At 39.5% G+C, this 17,118-nt stretch carries 12 protein-coding genes; 10 read left to right on the top strand and 2 right to left on the bottom strand.

The window, feature by feature from the left end; translation table 11 throughout:
• The first annotated feature begins 14 nt into the window (after window positions 1-14).
• Window positions 15-1,733, top strand: a complete 1,719-nt coding sequence (locus H4J54_RS14645; RefSeq protein ID WP_220464133.1) for a Mur ligase family protein — start codon at window positions 15-17, stop codon at window positions 1,731-1,733.
• Window positions 1,734-1,948: 215 nt separating this feature from the next.
• Here the strand turns inward: H4J54_RS14645 and H4J54_RS14640 are convergent, their stop codons facing one another.
• Together H4J54_RS14640 and gtfA are read right to left on the bottom strand one after the other, a co-directional pair.
• Window positions 1,949-2,980 (bottom strand): LacI family DNA-binding transcriptional regulator, encoded by a 1,032-nt coding sequence (locus H4J54_RS14640; protein ID WP_182191749.1) that lies wholly within the window; start codon window positions 2,978-2,980, stop codon window positions 1,949-1,951.
• A 137-nt stretch (window positions 2,981-3,117) separates the two neighbouring features.
• The gene (gene gtfA / locus H4J54_RS14635) at window positions 3,118-4,587 is read right to left on the bottom strand and encodes a sucrose phosphorylase (protein WP_182191748.1); all 1,470 of its coding nucleotides are present in this window, start codon (window positions 4,585-4,587) and stop codon (window positions 3,118-3,120) included.
• 203 nt (window positions 4,588-4,790) lie between these two features.
• Here gtfA and H4J54_RS14630 point away from each other — a divergent pair, with 203 nt between their 5' ends.
• From H4J54_RS14630 to H4J54_RS14590, 9 genes are all read left to right on the top strand, one after another.
• Window positions 4,791-6,017 (top strand): sugar MFS transporter, encoded by a 1,227-nt coding sequence (locus H4J54_RS14630; protein ID WP_259366957.1) that lies wholly within the window; start codon window positions 4,791-4,793, stop codon window positions 6,015-6,017.
• Between the two features lie 182 nt (window positions 6,018-6,199).
• Window positions 6,200-8,623 carry a TonB-dependent receptor domain-containing protein gene (locus tag H4J54_RS14625; protein ID WP_182191747.1) on the top strand — a complete coding sequence of 808 codons (2,424 nt, stop codon included), beginning with the start codon at window positions 6,200-6,202 and terminating at the stop codon, window positions 8,621-8,623.
• Window positions 8,624-8,700: 77 nt separating this feature from the next.
• Window positions 8,701-9,657 (top strand): carbohydrate kinase, encoded by a 957-nt coding sequence (locus H4J54_RS14620; RefSeq protein WP_182191746.1) that lies wholly within the window; start codon window positions 8,701-8,703, stop codon window positions 9,655-9,657.
• A 31-nt stretch (window positions 9,658-9,688) separates the two neighbouring features.
• On the top strand, window positions 9,689-11,359 hold the full coding sequence (gene pgi, locus H4J54_RS14615) for a glucose-6-phosphate isomerase (protein WP_182191745.1): 1,671 nt from the start codon (window positions 9,689-9,691) through the stop codon (window positions 11,357-11,359).
• A gap of 232 nt (window positions 11,360-11,591) precedes the next feature.
• Window positions 11,592-12,938, top strand: coding sequence for a DASH family cryptochrome (locus tag H4J54_RS14610; protein WP_182191744.1), 1,347 nt, complete (start codon window positions 11,592-11,594; stop codon window positions 12,936-12,938).
• 6 nt (window positions 12,939-12,944) lie between these two features.
• The gene (locus tag H4J54_RS14605; protein ID WP_259366929.1) at window positions 12,945-14,528 is read left to right on the top strand and encodes a cryptochrome/deoxyribodipyrimidine photo-lyase family protein; all 1,584 of its coding nucleotides are present in this window, start codon (window positions 12,945-12,947) and stop codon (window positions 14,526-14,528) included.
• A gap of 6 nt (window positions 14,529-14,534) precedes the next feature.
• Window positions 14,535-14,717 (top strand): DUF2256 domain-containing protein, encoded by a 183-nt coding sequence (locus H4J54_RS14600; RefSeq protein ID WP_182191743.1) that lies wholly within the window; start codon window positions 14,535-14,537, stop codon window positions 14,715-14,717.
• 84 nt (window positions 14,718-14,801) lie between these two features.
• Window positions 14,802-16,352: a cryptochrome/photolyase family protein gene (locus tag H4J54_RS14595; protein WP_182191742.1), complete on the top strand. Its 1,551-nt coding sequence runs from the start codon at window positions 14,802-14,804 to the stop codon at window positions 16,350-16,352.
• A gap of 394 nt (window positions 16,353-16,746) precedes the next feature.
• The gene (locus H4J54_RS14590; RefSeq protein WP_182191741.1) at window positions 16,747-16,998 is read left to right on the top strand and encodes a TIGR03643 family protein; all 252 of its coding nucleotides are present in this window, start codon (window positions 16,747-16,749) and stop codon (window positions 16,996-16,998) included.
• Window positions 16,999-17,118 lie beyond the last annotated feature (120 nt).

The raw sequence follows: 17,118 nt of genomic DNA, 5'->3' as shown, positions 1-17,118 counted from the left end.
AAGCGTAGTAATATATGAATATAAAAAATATAACACTGAGCTTAGATGATAATCGTCGGCTGACAGGTAAAAATTTATTATCTGATCAGCCAGGCGCGATCATTGATGCTTTTGTCTCGGGTATTGATAAGCTTGTTGTGGTTAATGTTTGGTCTATTTACGTTAACCGGCTACTGAAGGCGGTTAATTGGTCAAATGAAAAACTATACTCGCGTATCTTCGAAGATGGCATCACGATTGCCATCAGTGCTCCCATCGATGCGCTTTATGCTGCCTGTGACTTAAATGAAATAGCCTGGCAGTTGACCTGTGAAGAGTTAACCCATACTGAAAATGTAGAGCCAATGAGTGCCGCCATCGTGCGTTTAAAAGCCGCGATAGCAGAAGAAGTTAATCCAAAACTGCTAGCATTAATTAAACAATCACAAGCTAAAGGTATTGTTTATTTGGTTGATGATGATGAATTTTCATTGGGTTATGGCACCACAGCGCAATGTTGGCCGATATCGGCACTGCCTGAACTAGCCAGCATAAATTGGTCACAATACCACTCGATACCGCTCGCCTATGTAACTGGCACCAATGGTAAATCGACTAGTGTGCGCATTATGTCGCAAATTATTGAGCAAGCGGGAAAATGTTGTGGTGTTACCTCAACAGACTTTATTCGGGTCGGTGATAATATTATTGATCATGGTGATTATTCAGGTCCGGGCGGGGCAAGAATGTTATTGCGCCACCCTAATACCGAAACCGCTATTTTAGAGGTAGCGCGTGGCGGTATTTTACGTCGGGGTTTACCCATAGATAAGGTTGATGCCGCCTTAATCACCAATATTGCCGAAGATCATTTAGGGCAATATGGCATTAATACCGTGGCCGCACTTGCCCAAGCTAAAGCTGTGGTTGCCAAAGGCTTACAGCATAACGGCGAAAGTAAAGGCATCTTAGTACTGAATGCCGATGACGAGTATTTAGTGGCGTTAGCGCCTGAATTGTTGGTGAATAAGTGTTGGTTTTCTTTAGATGAAAACAACACAACACTGCAACAACATAAACAAAAAGGTGGCGCGGTTTGTTTTGTTAAAGGCCAGCAATTGGTTTATGCAGACGCTAATGAAGAAACAAGCATTATCGGTGTTAACGATATTCCTATGACGCTAAATGGCGCGGCGCTACACAATATTCAAAATGCGCTGGGCGCGATTGGCTTAGCTAAGAGCTTAGATATTGACAATAAAGCGATTAAAAACGCTTTGTCGAAATTTGCTAGCAACAGTGAAGACAATCCCGGTAGAGGCAATCAGTTTAACGTTAATAACGCGCAAGTGATCATGGACTTTGCCCACAATGTTCATAGTATGCAGGCCATGGCAGTCACTACGGCGAATATCAAAGCTCAGCGTAAATTTTTAATGCTGAGTCATGCTGGTGACAGAACTGACAGTGAAATCATCAACATGACGAAAACCGCATTAAAAATGCAGCCTGACTTTATTATTGCTGTTGAGGTAGAGCCGTATTTGCGCGGCAGGGCGTTAGGAGAAGTACCGCAGTTAATTATTGATACCGCGTTGGCTCATGGTGTAAAACAGCATAATATTTTTACTTTTAAGAGTCCCTTTGCTGGGGCGAAATATATTATAGAGCAGCTGCAAGCCGATGATTTAGCCTTACTCATGGTGTTATCTGAGCGAGAAGAGATCACTAAACTGTTACTTGATAAATCTTAAATAATTGAGCTTTGGATTGCCGTTGTCTAGATAACTGCGATCCTGACTTATGTGTTATCTCAGCCATTTTATTTCAGTAACTTTATTTTCAGTAGTGTTAGCAAGCGCTTGACTGTCCAGTAAGTCGTTAAGCGCTTTTACTCGCAACTTTGATCTCAACAAATAAGCCATAATAAAGCTATGGCTATCTATTTGTGTTTATTAAGCTCAACCGTTTAACAACTTTGTCTGTGCTCGATATGATAGGGGATTAAAACAGAATCTGTAGCTCGCTTAATGAAAAGCTCAGCGGCTTTGCTACCTTTTTCTTCACTGTTTTGGTGTACAGTGGTTAACGGTGGATTCGACCGGTTTGTTTCGTCAATACCATCAAAACCCACCACGCTGATATCCTCTGGTATTTTAAGGCCCATGGCATTAATTTCTTTTAACGCCGCTAAAGCGATTAAGTCACTCATACAAAGCAGAACATTGGGTCGAGGAATAGAGGTTAGCGCTTCTCTAACGGCTATTAAGGCGACGTCATGACTGCTTTTTGGAATATTCCATATCCTGTCATCTCTTAACTTAACACCGAGTTCATTAATCGCCTTTTTGTAACCATTTAAACGACGATGAGCAATTGAAGGCAGAAGATCAAAGTCAGGTAATTCGTACACTCGACAGGTTAAGTTTGAATCGAGTAATCTTAAGCCAAGAATCGCGATATTATCATCGGCTGACTTTATCGCGAGTTTTGCTATTTCATATGCCGCTTGTTCATTATCAACGCCTACCGAGGCATTACGATCAATATCAAAATCTGCGGTAACCACTTTTTTAGTGGTGGCTCTTAACTGCTCAACCAACTTAGCGTTGCGCGGGATGCCATAACAAATAAAGCCATCAACAAAGTCAGCCACCTCATTAATGTTGTCAGAAGCCCCAGAGAACAATAATAAATTAACCTGATTTTTTTCTAATACGGATGAAACACCCTTGACGAAATTGCTGGCGACGGGATCAGAAATCATATACTCGACACTATCGGGTAATACCAAAGCGACAATATTAGAGTGACCTTTTCTTAACGATTGCGCCGCTTTATTAGGCCCTGAATAACCCAACTTTTTACATGATGCAAGGATGTCATCTCTGCGCTTTTTAGACAGTTGATCTGGACGGCTAAAAGCATTAGAGACAGTGGCATTTGACACACCAAGTTCTTTGGCAATGCTTTTTAGTGTCCATATTTTTTTCTCTGTCATGTTGACCTTATTTTATTATTGTGCATAAAGATCGCGCAGATCTATTCAGTTTGTTGTCATTATTGTTGACATAGTATACTGTTATTTATCAATATATAATTTAATTTTATTCGCTATTTTATTCGCTATTTTCAAGCCTAATTCAAAAGGCTTTCTAAGAGAATAAAACGTTTTTCACCCTTGTCATTAAGCTCAATAGACGCTTTTCTGGCGGTTAAGTCGACTAATAAAGTGGCTTGGCTCTTAGCATGAGTCCAAGTCATTGCTAACCTAGAGTGCTGACCTTCAATAGTAAAGTCACCATTAAAAGCTTCAGTGTTATTACGTAATTTTATCAATTCAATGATAGCTTGAGTGATAGGTTTTTCGAGTGATTTTTCAATGTCTTCATGATTAAGATAAGGACGATTTATATCTCTGCCGACATTGGTGGTAGATAACAAGGTCATATCATTTTTTTCAGCGAATAAACCGGCATAATAAACTTGCGGCGTGCCCGGTGCGAAAAACTGTATGGCTCTGGCTAATAAATAATCATAATCATTGGCTGCTAACGCATCGTAGTAAGTACAATTAACCTGATATAAATCAACATTACTTGCCGCTGCACCTGTTGCTTTTTGGCTTTCGCCTGCGCTATTAAGATGAATTTTTTTAACTAAGTTATTTATTTCAGCGTTATCAAGCAGTCCTTTTTTGCCGTTCATCGGACCCACATCAATAATGCCAATACCGTCGTGGGTGTCTAAAACCGTGATGCAATTTCTAGGCGAAATGTTCAGCCACTTAATTAATGCGCTAAAGTCTTGGCTAAAAATACTGTGTAAAATTAACGGCGGCAAGGCAAAATCGTAAACTTGATCAACACGTTTAGCTATTTCAATTTGGGTTTGATAATAAGAATGAATTTCTACTAAGGTATCAATACCTTGTGCGTTAGCTTTCTGGGTTAGCTGATCAATAAACTCAAAGGTTTCTTCAAGCATAAAGCAACTGGTACCGGCCTTTTTAATCGCATAACCCGCGGCATCAAGGCGAATAATATTAATATTATTTTCAGCAAAGGTTTTTAGAATCCGCGTTAAATAGGCTTGTCCAACGTCTGAAGTGACATCGATATCAATTTGGCTATCGGTAAACGTGGTCCAAAAATCAGCGGATTGATTATTGGGTAATAAATAATTGGTAAAACTGCTACCGGGTCTAGGACGATATATTTTCGCTTGCTGTTCTTCATTTAAGCCGGCGGGGAAAACTTTATCTTTCGTTAAGAAAAGCGGCCAAAACGGTGAATCACTGCCTTTATCTAGTACATCTAAAAATTCTTTAGATTGAGCAGACATATGGTTTACGATAAGATCTGCCATTAATTCATGGCTTTCCCCTAATGTTTTCACATTTTTCCAATCGCCAAGTCGGCTATCAACTTCAGTATGGTCAATAGGGTCAAAACCCGCATCACTGCCATCTATGGGATAATAAAAGGGTAATAAATGCACACCTGAAAATAAACCTGACAACTGATTATGCAGAATATTATCGAGTGCTTGGACACCCGAACCGGTTAGCCTATCAACATAGGTTATTAGCTGAACATTATTTTTCATAAATTTACCATTAAAGTACAAGTTGAATCTTAATCGATTAAGGTATATGTTTATATACAACACAGTTTTAATCAAGAATAATTTTGCTTTTTCTTTAAAATATTAAGTATCAGCAGATGTTTTAAGGTTGAATAGTCAATAAATCACTTTAGTTATTAAGCAACTAAAGCCAATATATATAAATATAATAAGAGGGTAAAATAATGAATCCAACGAGTAACTCAGCAGTAGATAAATCTTCAATCGAGGACGCATCGATAACCCGTATTAAGCTTTTAACCTATATGATGTTTTTTGTTTTTGCGATGACCTCAGATGCCGTTGGTGTCATCATTCCTCAGTTAATTGAAACCTATAATTTAAACTTAACACAAGCGAGTGCATTCCATTATGTTCCCATGATTTTTATCGCATTGAGTGGTTTGTTTTTGGGTTATCTTGCTGATAAATGGGGCAGAAAGTTAACGATTGTTATCGGTTTGATGATTTTTTCTGTCGCCTGCTTTATGTTTTCTGTTGGTGAATCATTTTACTACTTCTTATTTTTGTTAGCGCTAATTGGTATTGCTATTGGTTTGTTTAAAACGGGCGCATTGGCACTAATTGGCGACATATCTTCGTCAGGTAAAGAGCATACGGCGACAATGAATAAAGTGGAAGGCTTTTTTGGCATAGGCGCTATTGTAGGCCCTGCGATTGTCAGCTACTTATTAATTTCGGGTGTTTCTTGGAAATATTTATACATAGCTGCAGGAGTTATTTGTATTTTGCTGTGTTTGGTGGCAATGAAAACAAAATACCCAGTGACCAAACAACATGCGGCAGAAAAAATTAATTTAAAAAGCTCGTTTAAATTAATGAAAGACCCTTATGCCTTGGGGTTTTCATTAGCCATTGCGCTTTATGTCGCTACTGAAGTGGCTATATACGTTTGGATGCCAACACTGCTTGCTGACTACACCGGCTCTCTTGTTTGGTTAGCGACTTATGCCTTAACTATTTTCTTTGTCTTACGGGCAAGTGGTCGATTTTTAGGGGTTTGGATGCTTAAGCACTTTAGCTGGCAAAAAGTGATGTTTTGGTTTTCATTAGCGGTATTTCTTTGCTATTTAGGTACCGCTTTAATGGGGGTTGACGTCGCCGTTGTATTATTACCCTTGTCTGGTTTATTTATGTCAGTGATTTACCCAACCTTAAACTCTAAAGGTATCAGTTGCTTTAAAAGGTCAAAGCATGGTGCAGTTGCGGGGGTGATCTTATTCTTCACGGCGGTATCAGCGGCTATATCGCCTTTACTTATGGGGATTGTGAGTGATCTGTTTGGCCATGTTTCTTATGGATTTTATTTGGCAACATGCTTCGCCGGCTTACTGTTTGTCGCGGCAATCTACAATCTAAAAGTGGATCCTACTCAACATATACAAAATTAATTAATTATATTTATCATGTAATTAATTGAATAAAACCTATTGTACAAAAAAAAGACTTGCTAATATTTATATTTTTAACAATAATCAACTTAATCGATTAAGTTTATTGTTTTAATAGTAAACAACTTCGATTAACTATAAAAATATTAATACAATAAATTAACAGAACACGGGGTGAGACAATGAAAAAAGCTATTCATAAGAAATTTATCGTAAGCGCATTAGCTATGGCTATATGCTCTAGCTTAAGCGCAGCAGAAACAAACGTGACAGAAGAAGTAAAACACAAAGGTATTGATTTTGAGCGAATCGTCGTTACTGGCTCTGTTGGTAAAGGCACAACGGTTATGGAATCAAGTGTCTCGGTAAGTAGCATCTCTGCAGATCAAATTGAAATAGCGTCACCACGAAGTAGTGCTGAAGCATTCAGAAACATCCCAGGTGTTCGTGCCGAAGCATCAGGCGGTGACGGTAACGCTAACCTTGCAGTACGTGGTCTTCCTGTAGCAGCGGGTGGTGCTAAATTCATGCAAATTCAAGAAGACGGTTTACCCATTCTACAATTTGGTGATATCGCTTTTGGTAACACAGATATTTTCTTACGTATAGACTCTACAATGGCATCTATTGATGCTATTCGTGGTGGCTCTGCATCAACATTGGCTACAAATGCTCCTGGCGGCATCATTAATATCGTTAGTAAAACGGGTGAAGCTGAAGGTGGTAGCGTAGCGACAACATTCGGTTTAGATCACGACTCTACTCGTACAGATTTTCAATTTGGCGGCGAGATTAACGACTCAACCTATTTCCATCTTGGTGGCTTCTACCGTCAAGGTGAAGGCGTACGTGATACTGGTTATACGGGTAACAAAGGTGGTCAAATTAAAGCGAACATCACTAAAGAATTTAGCGATGGTTACGTTAGACTTTATTTTAAACACCTAGATGATACCACTACAGCATATTTACCTATGCCTGTTCACGCTGACGGTTCTTCAGTTGAAGGTTTTGACGCCTCTACTGGCACTCCTCATACTCCATATCACACCTCTATGATCACAACGGATGGTGCTGGTAATGGCCGTCTTGCTGACATGCGTAATGGCATGAGCCCTAAAGTGGATTCTTTTGGTTTTGAAGCCGCATTTGATTTAGGCAATGACTGGTCTGTTGAAAACAGAATGAGAATTTCTCGCACTAAAGGTAGCTTTACTGGCCCATTCCCTGAAAGTATTCAAGGAAGCCAAGGCTTAGCTGACAGTATAGCGGGTGCTGGTGCAACATTAACTTACGCAAATGGTCCACAAGCAGGTAATGCTTATACGGCTGATAACCTCATGCGTATTCACTCGTTTGATGTTGAAATGACCAATCTTGATTTTATGGTTAACGATTTCAAATTAACAAAAACGATTAACGACTCTACCTTTACTGTTGGTTTATATAACTCGTCTCAAACTATTCAACAATCATGGTTATGGAACTCTTACTTATATGAAGTAAAAGGCCAAGATGCTGCACTTGTTGATGTAACTGCCGCTGACGGTACAGAATTTTCTCAAAATGGTGTAATTGCTTATGGTGTACCTGCATGGGGCAACTGCTGTACACGTAATTACGATTTACAATATGAAGTTACAGCGCCTTATGCTGCGTTTAGCACAAGCTTTGATAACATAAACATTGACGGTAGTGTTCGTTTTGATAGTGGTTCTGCAACAGGTTCTTTCTCAGGTGCAGCTCAATCTGCAGTTGACATGAACGGTGACGGTACTATACATCAAATCGAAACCAGCGTTTCAAATGTTGATAACGCTTCAGCTAACAACGTAAATTATGATTGGAACTACGTGTCTTATTCACTAGGTGGTAACATCAAAATCAATGATGATTTAGCCGCATTTGCTCGTATCAGTAGAGGCGCTACAGCTAATGCTGACCGCTTAGCTTTTGGTAAAATAGATGCTGCTGGTGTTGCCAAAGATGAAGACATCTTTGATGAAGTTGATCAGTTAGAACTGGGTGTTAAATTCCGTCAAGATGAAATATCTGTCTTTGCAACGGCTTTCTTTGCACAAACTCAAGAGCAAAACTTTGAAGCCACTAGCCAACAATTTTTTGACCGTGAATATGAGTCAAAAGGTATTGAAATAGAATCTACATACTACATTGGTGATTTTGATCTACGTGCTAACTTAACGTGGACTGATTCTGAAATAACTAAAGATGTCATTAATCCAGCTGTAGTTGGCAACACACCAAGAAGACAAGCCGATGTTGTTTACTCAATAACAGGTCGTTACAACTTTAACCAAGGTTCTGCGGGTATTAACTTAATTGGTACTACTGATTCATTTGCTCAAGATAACTTTGACCAAAACGACCCTAACGCACTTATATTAGACGGTTATGTTCAAACTAACGCCTTTGCTCAATACAACCTTTCAGATTCATTAAGTGTTTCTTTAAACATTAATAACTTATTTGAAACTGTGGGTATTACTGAAGCAGAAGATGCAACAGCGGCAACGGCTAAAACTATTATACGAGCAAGATCTATTCAAGGTCGTTCAGCGACTCTGACGCTTAAATACGATTTTTAATCTATAACTTTTTAAACTAATAGTACAAATAATAACAAGCCCATTTTATATGGGCTTTTTTATTCAAAGGTGATTTTATGCTTTCTTTACTCAGTTATGGCGAAGTTTTGGTTGATTTTTTACCAAGCTCAGCTCATAACCCAAGTTACACTCCGTTAGCGGGCGGAGCTCCTGCAAATGTCGCTGTCGCCTATGCTAAATTAGGCGGTAATAGTTATTTTGCTGGCGGTATCAGTAGCGATGATTTTGGCACTATGTTAATGCAGCAATTACAAGATCAAGGGGTGGATACAAGCTACGTAAATACCGTAGAAAATGCCAATACAGCCATAGTGTTGGTGACCTTAGATGCGAGTGGCGAACGTGCTTTTAATTTCTATCGTAACGATACGGCAGATATGTATTATGACAAGAGCCAGGTTGATAAAATAAACTGGCAAGATATTGCTGTTTTTCATTATTGCTCAAATACCCTCACCAATGAAAAAAACCATGATAATACGCTTTATGCCTTAAAGCGCGCTAAGTCCAATAAGGTATTAATTAGCTTTGATGTTAATTTACGTCAGCAACTTTGGGCTGATTTAAGTTTATTACCTGCTCGGGTAGAAGCCTGTCTCAATGAAAGTGACATTGTAAAATTAAGTAAAGATGAAGCCAGCTATTTAGCCGCCATTAAAAATGTTGACCTACCAGGCTATGTTAGCTATCTATTAACGCTAGGCGTTAAGCTGATCGTTATTACTGATGGCCCTAACGAGGTGCAAGTAACTTGTGCTAGCTACTCACTGATGATTGCTGTGCCTAAAATAACCGCGCTAGATACCACGGCTGCCGGTGACAGTTTTATTGCCAGCTTCTTATTTGCTCTTTCTCAAGATGCCGATATTAATCAAGCATGTTTATTTAATTTATTAGAAAACCAAACGCTTGTGTCATTAGCGGTATTATTCGCCAGTAAATGTGGCGCCTTAACTTGCCAAAAAATGGGCGCATTTGCTGCCTTGCCGTCAATTAAAGCGCTAGCGCTTTAATTGTTTTTTTATCAAATGTCCGAGAATAAATATGGAATCTAGAACTTCCCTTGCCAGTTGGAAAAAGCTAACGCTTCATGCACAACAAATGAAAAAGTCTCATATGAACGACTTTTTCAATGAAGACAAACAACGATTTGATAAATTTTCTCTGTTATTACCTTCTATGCTATTAGATTATTCTAAAAATTTGATCACAGAAGAAACTCGCTCACTGTTAATTTCACTCGCAAAAGCATGCGATGTAGAGGCTTGGCGAGACAAAATGTTCAAAGGCGAGCGTATTAATGGCACAGAAGATAGAGCTGTTTTGCATACCGCCTTGCGTGATCAGCAACAAACGCCCATATTTCTTGATGGCGAAAACATCAATGCATGCGTTGCAAAATCGTTAGATAAAATGCAAGCCTTTACCGAACAAGTGCGTCAAGGAAGATGGAAAGGCTATTCTGGCAAGCGCATTACTGACGTGGTTAATATTGGTGTGGGTGGCTCTAACTTAGGCCCTCAAACGGTTACTGAGGCATTAAAAAAATATAGTGATGACAGTATCAATGTTCACTATGTCTCTAACGTAGATGGCACCCAAATTGCCGATGTATTGAAGCCATTAAATCCAGAGAAAGTCCTGTTTATTGTTTCTAGCAAAACCTTTACCACCACAGAAACCATGATCAATGCTAAAACGGCGCTGAATTGGTTAACCTCTGCTTCATTTGATAAAAGTGCTGTTGCTCAGCATTTTGTCGCTGTGACCACCAATAAAGAAAATGCGATGAAATTTGGTGTTGAAGCCGATAATATATTCGAGATGTGGGATTGGGTTGGCGGTCGATTTTCATTATGGTCAGCCATAGGCTTGCCAATAGCCTTAGACTTAGGTTTCGATAAGTTTATTGAATTATTAGCAGGTGCTCACGAAATGGATCAGCACTTTTGTCAGACTGAACTTGAGCATAACGCGCCAGTGATTTTAGCCTTACTCAGTGTCTGGAATTGTACTTTTCTCGGTTCACAATCACAGGCTATTTTACCTTATGATCAATCCTTACATATGTTATCTGCGTATTTGCAACAAGCAGAAATGGAAAGTAACGGAAAATCAGTTAACTGGCATGGCGAAACCATTAGCTATTCAACTGTGCCGTCAATTTGGGGCGAATTAGGCATTAATGGCCAACATGCTTTTTATCAATATTTGCATCAAAGCAATAATGTCGTGCCGGCTGATTTTATTGGTTCAATTGAAAGTAATACCCCTATTGAGGGACATCATGAAACACTGATGGCGAACTTTTTTGCTCAAACTCAAGCATTAATGCAAGGAGTAGATGAACAACAAGTTAGAGATGACTTAAAAGCCAAAGGCAGGACAGATGAGTATATTAATAAAGTTGCGCCACATAAGGTACATAAAGGAAATCGCCCCTCTAACACTATATTAATGAACCGTATTTCACCCCGTTCGTTAGGCAGCTTAATTGCACTTTATGAACATAAAATATTTGTCCAAGGGATTCTCTTACAAATATGTTCGTTTGATCAGTGGGGAGTCGAATTAGGCAAAGGTTTAGCTAATAAAATTGAACATGATCTACACAGTGACAAAAACAATCCCGATCACGACAGCTCTACTTGGAATCTGATCAAACATTATCATAAGGTAAAATCAGCCACCGCTGAAAAACCTAATAAGTCATAAAGCGGTATCTTGAAGTCGGGTGGATACAGTTAACAACAGCAATACAGGCTTAATAACAATGCGGTTGTAGAAGGCTTGAGTTGGCTTTTGAACCGCTTGTTTGATAGTTAACTTACCGCCATTGCAGCGCTTAATTCAATGGCGGTAAGTTAAAGCCGGCGATAACTGAATTATTTTGATCTAAGTGCGAGCTTTAGGCGTATAATTTTTTTTAATTAATTGAATTATATCCATGAAACGTACTTTATACTGGCTGAATAAAGATCTTCGTATCAATGACAACGCCGCGCTTAATTTAGCCAGTAAAAGTGAGCATCTGCTTTGTGTATATATTGTTGATAAACAGTGTTTTGAAGCAAATAATTTTCAGTCAAAACCGTTAGGTGATATCAGGTGGCAATTTTTACAAGGCTGTTTAGATGATTTTAATGAGAGCTTATCAAAGCTTGGTCAAGAGCTGTATATTGTTTATGGCGATACCTTATCGACCTTAACTCGGCTCTGTGAAAACTATCAAATTACCGATGTAATCACCACAAAATTCCCCGGCACTTATGAAAATAGGCTTATTACTCAGCTTAATGAGCGCCTGCCTGAGCTGAACATTAACCAGGTAGACCAATTTACATTATTTACTAAAAACGCTTTGCCTTTTGAGCTAGAGCAATTACCGGTGAGTTATTCTAAATTTCGCAAAAAAATGGCTGAAGTCAGCATTTCCAAGCCAGTGCCAAGCGTGCAATCTCTGCCTAGTATGTTTGACACCTTACCGGCGCCAACTCGCTTTAAGCCTGAATGGCTTCCTAGTGTCAGTGCTGTAAAGGCCAAGCAGGGCTTTGAGTTTGAAGGGGGTGAACAACAGGGCTTAACGCATCTTAGGCAATATTTTTCATCAAATTCCCCCGCAGAGTATCAGCAAGTCAGAAATAATTTAGACGGTTGGAAAAATAGCAGCAAGCTATCACCGTGGTTAAATTCTGGCTGTATTTCTGTGCGCCAAGTGATGAATTACCTTACTGATTTTGAACAGCAGCAGGGCAAAAATAGTTCAACCGAATGCCTGTATTTAGAATTACTATGGCGAGAGTACTATCAATGGGTACATGGTAAGGTTGGCGTTAAAACCTACCAATTTAAAGGCCTTGCTAAACATAAACCCCTAACAACATTCTATCCTGAACGCTTTAATAAATGGTGTCTAGGCAATACCCCTTATCCCTTGGTTAATGCCTTTATGCATGAGTTAAGACAAACCGGCTATTTAAGTAACCGAGGACGTCAAATTGTGGCAAGTTGCCTAGTGAATGAACTCAGTGTTGATTGGCGCTACGGTGCTGCTTGGTTTGAAGAGCAGTTAATTGATTATGACGCTGCGGTTAATTGGGGTAATTGGCAATACATCGCTGGCGTAGGTGTTGACCCTAGAGGTGGCAGACATTTCAATATTGAGAAACAAACCACACTTTATGACCCTAATGGTGATTACCAAGCTAAATGGAGTGATCAAAGTCAGCAAAGTATTCAAGCCAATCAAGCACTAGACTCTGTAGATGCTTCTGATTGGCCGGTGCTAGAGTAAGCTAGAATGGCCGCTAATATGGTTACAGCTAATCTCGAGTCAACTAATATCCTAGCAACTAATAGCCTGGCAGATAGTGCGGTCAATATTGTTTGGTTAAAGCGTGACCTGCGACTTAGCGATCATCAGCCGCTGAGCGAATCCATTCAGTCGGGTTTAACACTGCTGTATTACGTTTTTGAGCCTTTATTAATAGCTGACCCTCATTACGACGAACGACATTGGCGTTTTATTTGGCAATCCATTGAAGATATTAACGCTCAGCTTAGCGCTTTTAATGCCGAGGTTTATGTTTACTTTGGTGATGCGCTTGCCGGCCTTAATGAAATTCAGCAGCGCTTTAACATTACCGGTTTATTTAGCCATGAAGAAGTCGGCTTGTTGTCTACTTTTGAGCGTGATAAAGCGGTTAACAAATGGTGTAAAGCACAAAATATCGTTTGGCATGAAAGTGCATCAGGAGCGGTAGGTCGCGGTAAAAAAAATAGAAATAACTGGGATAAAGATTGGCGTAAGATCATGAAAGCTGAGTTGTGTCAGCCAGCCTTGTCTTGTAACACACTGGTCAATAAACAATGTTTAGAGCGGTTGCCTGAGTTTATTTTACCTGTGTCGTGGTCAACACCTGACGAGTTCATGTTAAAAGGTGGTGAGCTTTGGGCGCAAAAAATGCTGCAATCATTTTTGAATGGCCGAGGTAAAAACTATCATTTTGACATATCTAAACCGCAGGCAAGTCGTAAAAGTTGTTCACGGTTATCGCCTTATTTAGCTTGGGGCAATATAAGCTTAAGGCAGTTCTATCAAAGTATTCTAATACAAAGACCTCAAAGTGGTTGGAAAAGACCAATAGATGCACTGGCATCTCGCCTGCATTGGCATTGCCATTTTATACAAAAATTTGAAAGCGAACATCAAATGCAGTGGCGTCCGGTAAATAGAGCTTACATTGATTTTAGCTATCCTGACCTTCACTGTGGTTTGAGTGTTGAAACGCGATTAAATAAATGGAAAACGGCGCAAACAGGCTATCCGCTAGTTGATGCTTGCATGCTTTGTTTAATAAAAACCGGTTATATCAACTTTCGTATGCGCGCCATGTTAGTCAGCTTTCTATGCCATCATTTACTGCTAGATTGGCGTTTAGGCGTGAGGTATTTAGCGAAATTATTTCTCGATTTTGAACCAGGCATTCACTATCCACAATTTCAAATGCAGTCAGGGGTAACCGGCACTAATATCATTCGGGTTTATAATCCAGTGAAACAGTCATTGGAAAAAGATAAAGATGGCTTATTTATTAGAACATGGTTGCCACAATTATCAGAGTTGCCGAATGAAATTATTCATACCCCTTGGCAATTATCGCCAATGGAGCAGCAGCTTTATCAATGTCAATTAGACGAGACTTATCCTTTACCTATAGTGGATATCATCGAAACAGGGAAGATTGCTCGCGATTTACTCTGGGGTTTTAGAAAACGATTTGACAGTAAAAAAGAAGGTCAGCGCATTATAGCAAAGCATGTTAGAGCAACTAAAAAACCGACGAAAGCAAGCAAGCCTAAACCATTAGAAAAGTTAATATGATCAACGATGCATAAAAAATTATTCTTAGCCCATAAAAATTGTCTCACCTGTAAAAAAGATTTTATATGGCGCAAAAAATGGCAAGCCAATTGGGCGCAGGTGTTGTATTGCTCAGAGCGATGTCGGCGCAATAAAAACACGATTAATAGTTCACTTGATAGCACAATCGATAGTCGAAAAAAGAGCTAAACTTAAACTTAAACGTAAATTTAAACTAAGCAAAGCGCTAAAACCTGGCTCTACTCGGCTTTCAAATAAAGGTAAGGTAAATTCATGACGGCAAAACATCTCAGGCTTATATTGGGTGATCAGCTCAACCCTATGCACACTTGGTTTGAACATATCGACGCTGATGTAGTTTATGTCATCGCTGAGCTTCACCAAGAGGCAAACTATACCAAGCACCATGTGCAAAAAATAACTGCATTTTTTGCTGCTATGGCTAATTTTGCTCAAGACCTTGAAAGTAAAGGCCATCGGGTTTGTTACCTCACCTTAGATGACAGTGCAGCATATCAAGATCTTCCACAGCTGATAAAAGCATTAGTTGCACGTTATGCTTGTCAAAGCTTTAGCTTTCAACGGCCTGACGAATACCGCTTACGGGCGCAATTAGCTGGCATGTCAGCGCAGTTAGCTTTACCTGTGGTTGAAGTAGACAGTGAACATTTTTTACTGCCCTTTGACGAATTACCTAATCATTTTAAAGCGGCAACGCACGTCAGAATGGAGAACTTTTATCGCTTGATGCGTAAGCGCTTTTCTATTTTGATGGCGGGCTTAAAGCCAGCAGGTGGTGCATGGAATTTTGACGCTAATAATCGTCAATCATTTAAGCAAGCTGATCTCAAACTTATTCCCAAACCTTTGGTATTTGACAACTCAGCAGAGGAATACCTACAGCGTATAAAACAGCATAATATTAATACCATAGGGCATGAGTCGGCCAATGTGGCTTACCCCATTAATCGGCAACAATCCTTAGTGTTACTGGATTATTTTTGTCAACATCAGCTGGCTAATTTTGGCAATTTTCAGGATGCAATGACCCTAGCCTCGCCCTACGCTTGGAGTTTATATCACTCGCGGCTAAGCTTTTCACTTAACTGTAAAATGCTCAGCCCCATGGAGGTAATCGACACCGCGCTTATCGCTTATCAAGACTCTGAGGGTAAGATCACACTGGCGCAAATTGAAGGTTTTGTTCGGCAAATTCTAGGCTGGCGCGAATATGTCAGAGGCATGTATTGGGTTAATATGCCGAACTACGCAGAGCAAAATTTTTTAGCCGCTAAGCGCAACTTACCTGCTTTTTTCTGGAATGCTGACACTAAAATGCAGTGTTTAAAAAGCGCGATATCACAATCACTGGAGCATGCTTATGCTCACCATATTCAACGCTTAATGATCACAGGGAATTTTGCTTTGTTAGCCGGTATAGCACCTAGCCAAGTTGATGACTGGTATTTAGGCATCTACATAGACGCGATTGAATGGGTAGAACTACCCAATACTCGCAGCATGGCGCTTTTTGCTGACGGTGGTTGGATAGCAACAAAACCTTATGCGGCAAGCGGCAATTATGTCAATAAAATGAGTGACTATTGTAAAAACTGTCATTATAAAGTGAAAGAAAAAGTCAGCTCAAATGCTTGCCCATTAAATAGTTTATATTGGAATTTTATCGACCAAAACTATGACAAGTTTGCCGCAAACCATCGCATGAGCTTCCCTATTCGTAACTGGGATAAAGTCGAACCGGCGCAAAAAATTGCCATTAGAGAAAAAGCGGCCGAGTTATTAAATGATTTAGACAAGTTATAGAATTGCTCAGTAGCCGTGTTTTTCAAGGCAGCTGTAACATAAATTAAACGCTTTTTTCTACAACACCGTTTGGCGATTTTTGTAGGCCAGACTTTAGTCCGTCAACCGTTAAGCGGGCGATTAATGTTTATTTTCACTCTGTGCTTTCATTGTTTTTCACTTGTCACATTGATTTGTTTAAATATTGTAAGCTATGGGTTAACACTAGCGTTATAAGTTTTCTTAAGCTTATTTTAGTGAATTGATATTAGTGAATGCAAAAAAAGTTGCCACCAGTATCGCTTAGGTCTTATTCCAACTTCAAACCGGCAAAATAAATAACGGCGAATTGGTCTTTTCTTATCTGTTATCCGTATAGCTAGAAAACTTATTGAGCAATGTTAGGATAGCTTTTATGGCATTTTTGATGGACGAAGAATCAAGAATTATAGAAATGGCCTGGGAAGACCGAACTCCCTTTGAAGCGATAGAGCATCAGTTCAACTTACGAGAGCCCGAAGTAATCAAATTTATGCGTAGTCACTTAAAGCCAAAAAGCTTTAGGTTATGGCGTAAAAGGGTGGGTGGTCGTACGACAAAACACCTGCAACTTCGCAGTGACGATGTAACTAGAGGTTACTGCCCAACACAATACAAGCAGCGTTGATGCAAAAAAATCTAAGGCTTAACTATGCTAGTAAAGTTTAATGACGATTTTACTTTGGCTAGGTAAGTAAATTCCTAGGTTACAATGATAGGTTATCTAGCGACCTAAAAGTTATTCATT

Source organism: Colwellia sp. MB3u-8 (genome assembly GCF_014076985.1).
GTDB lineage: Bacteria > Pseudomonadota > Gammaproteobacteria > Enterobacterales > Alteromonadaceae > Cognaticolwellia.
This window is presented reverse-complemented; position numbering and strand designations above follow the sequence as displayed.

Coding starts and splice junctions, on each gene's coding strand:
- pgi (WP_182191745.1), top strand. CDS start 9,689: ATGGAATCTAGAACTTCCCTTGCCAGTTGGAAAAAGCTAACGCTTCAT.
- H4J54_RS14590 (WP_182191741.1), top strand. CDS start 16,747: ATGGCATTTTTGATGGACGAAGAATCAAGAATTATAGAAATGGCCTGG.
- H4J54_RS14645 (WP_220464133.1), top strand. CDS start 15: ATGAATATAAAAAATATAACACTGAGCTTAGATGATAATCGTCGGCTG.
- H4J54_RS14595 (WP_182191742.1), top strand. CDS start 14,802: ATGACGGCAAAACATCTCAGGCTTATATTGGGTGATCAGCTCAACCCT.
- H4J54_RS14600 (WP_182191743.1), top strand. CDS start 14,535: ATGCATAAAAAATTATTCTTAGCCCATAAAAATTGTCTCACCTGTAAA.
- H4J54_RS14610 (WP_182191744.1), top strand. CDS start 11,592: ATGAAACGTACTTTATACTGGCTGAATAAAGATCTTCGTATCAATGAC.
- H4J54_RS14625 (WP_182191747.1), top strand. CDS start 6,200: ATGAAAAAAGCTATTCATAAGAAATTTATCGTAAGCGCATTAGCTATG.
- H4J54_RS14630 (WP_259366957.1), top strand. CDS start 4,791: ATGAATCCAACGAGTAACTCAGCAGTAGATAAATCTTCAATCGAGGAC.
- H4J54_RS14640 (WP_182191749.1), bottom strand. CDS start 2,980: ATGACAGAGAAAAAAATATGGACACTAAAAAGCATTGCCAAAGAACTT.
- H4J54_RS14620 (WP_182191746.1), top strand. CDS start 8,701: ATGCTTTCTTTACTCAGTTATGGCGAAGTTTTGGTTGATTTTTTACCA.
- gtfA (WP_182191748.1), bottom strand. CDS start 4,587: ATGAAAAATAATGTTCAGCTAATAACCTATGTTGATAGGCTAACCGGT.
- H4J54_RS14605 (WP_259366929.1), top strand. CDS start 12,945: ATGGCCGCTAATATGGTTACAGCTAATCTCGAGTCAACTAATATCCTA.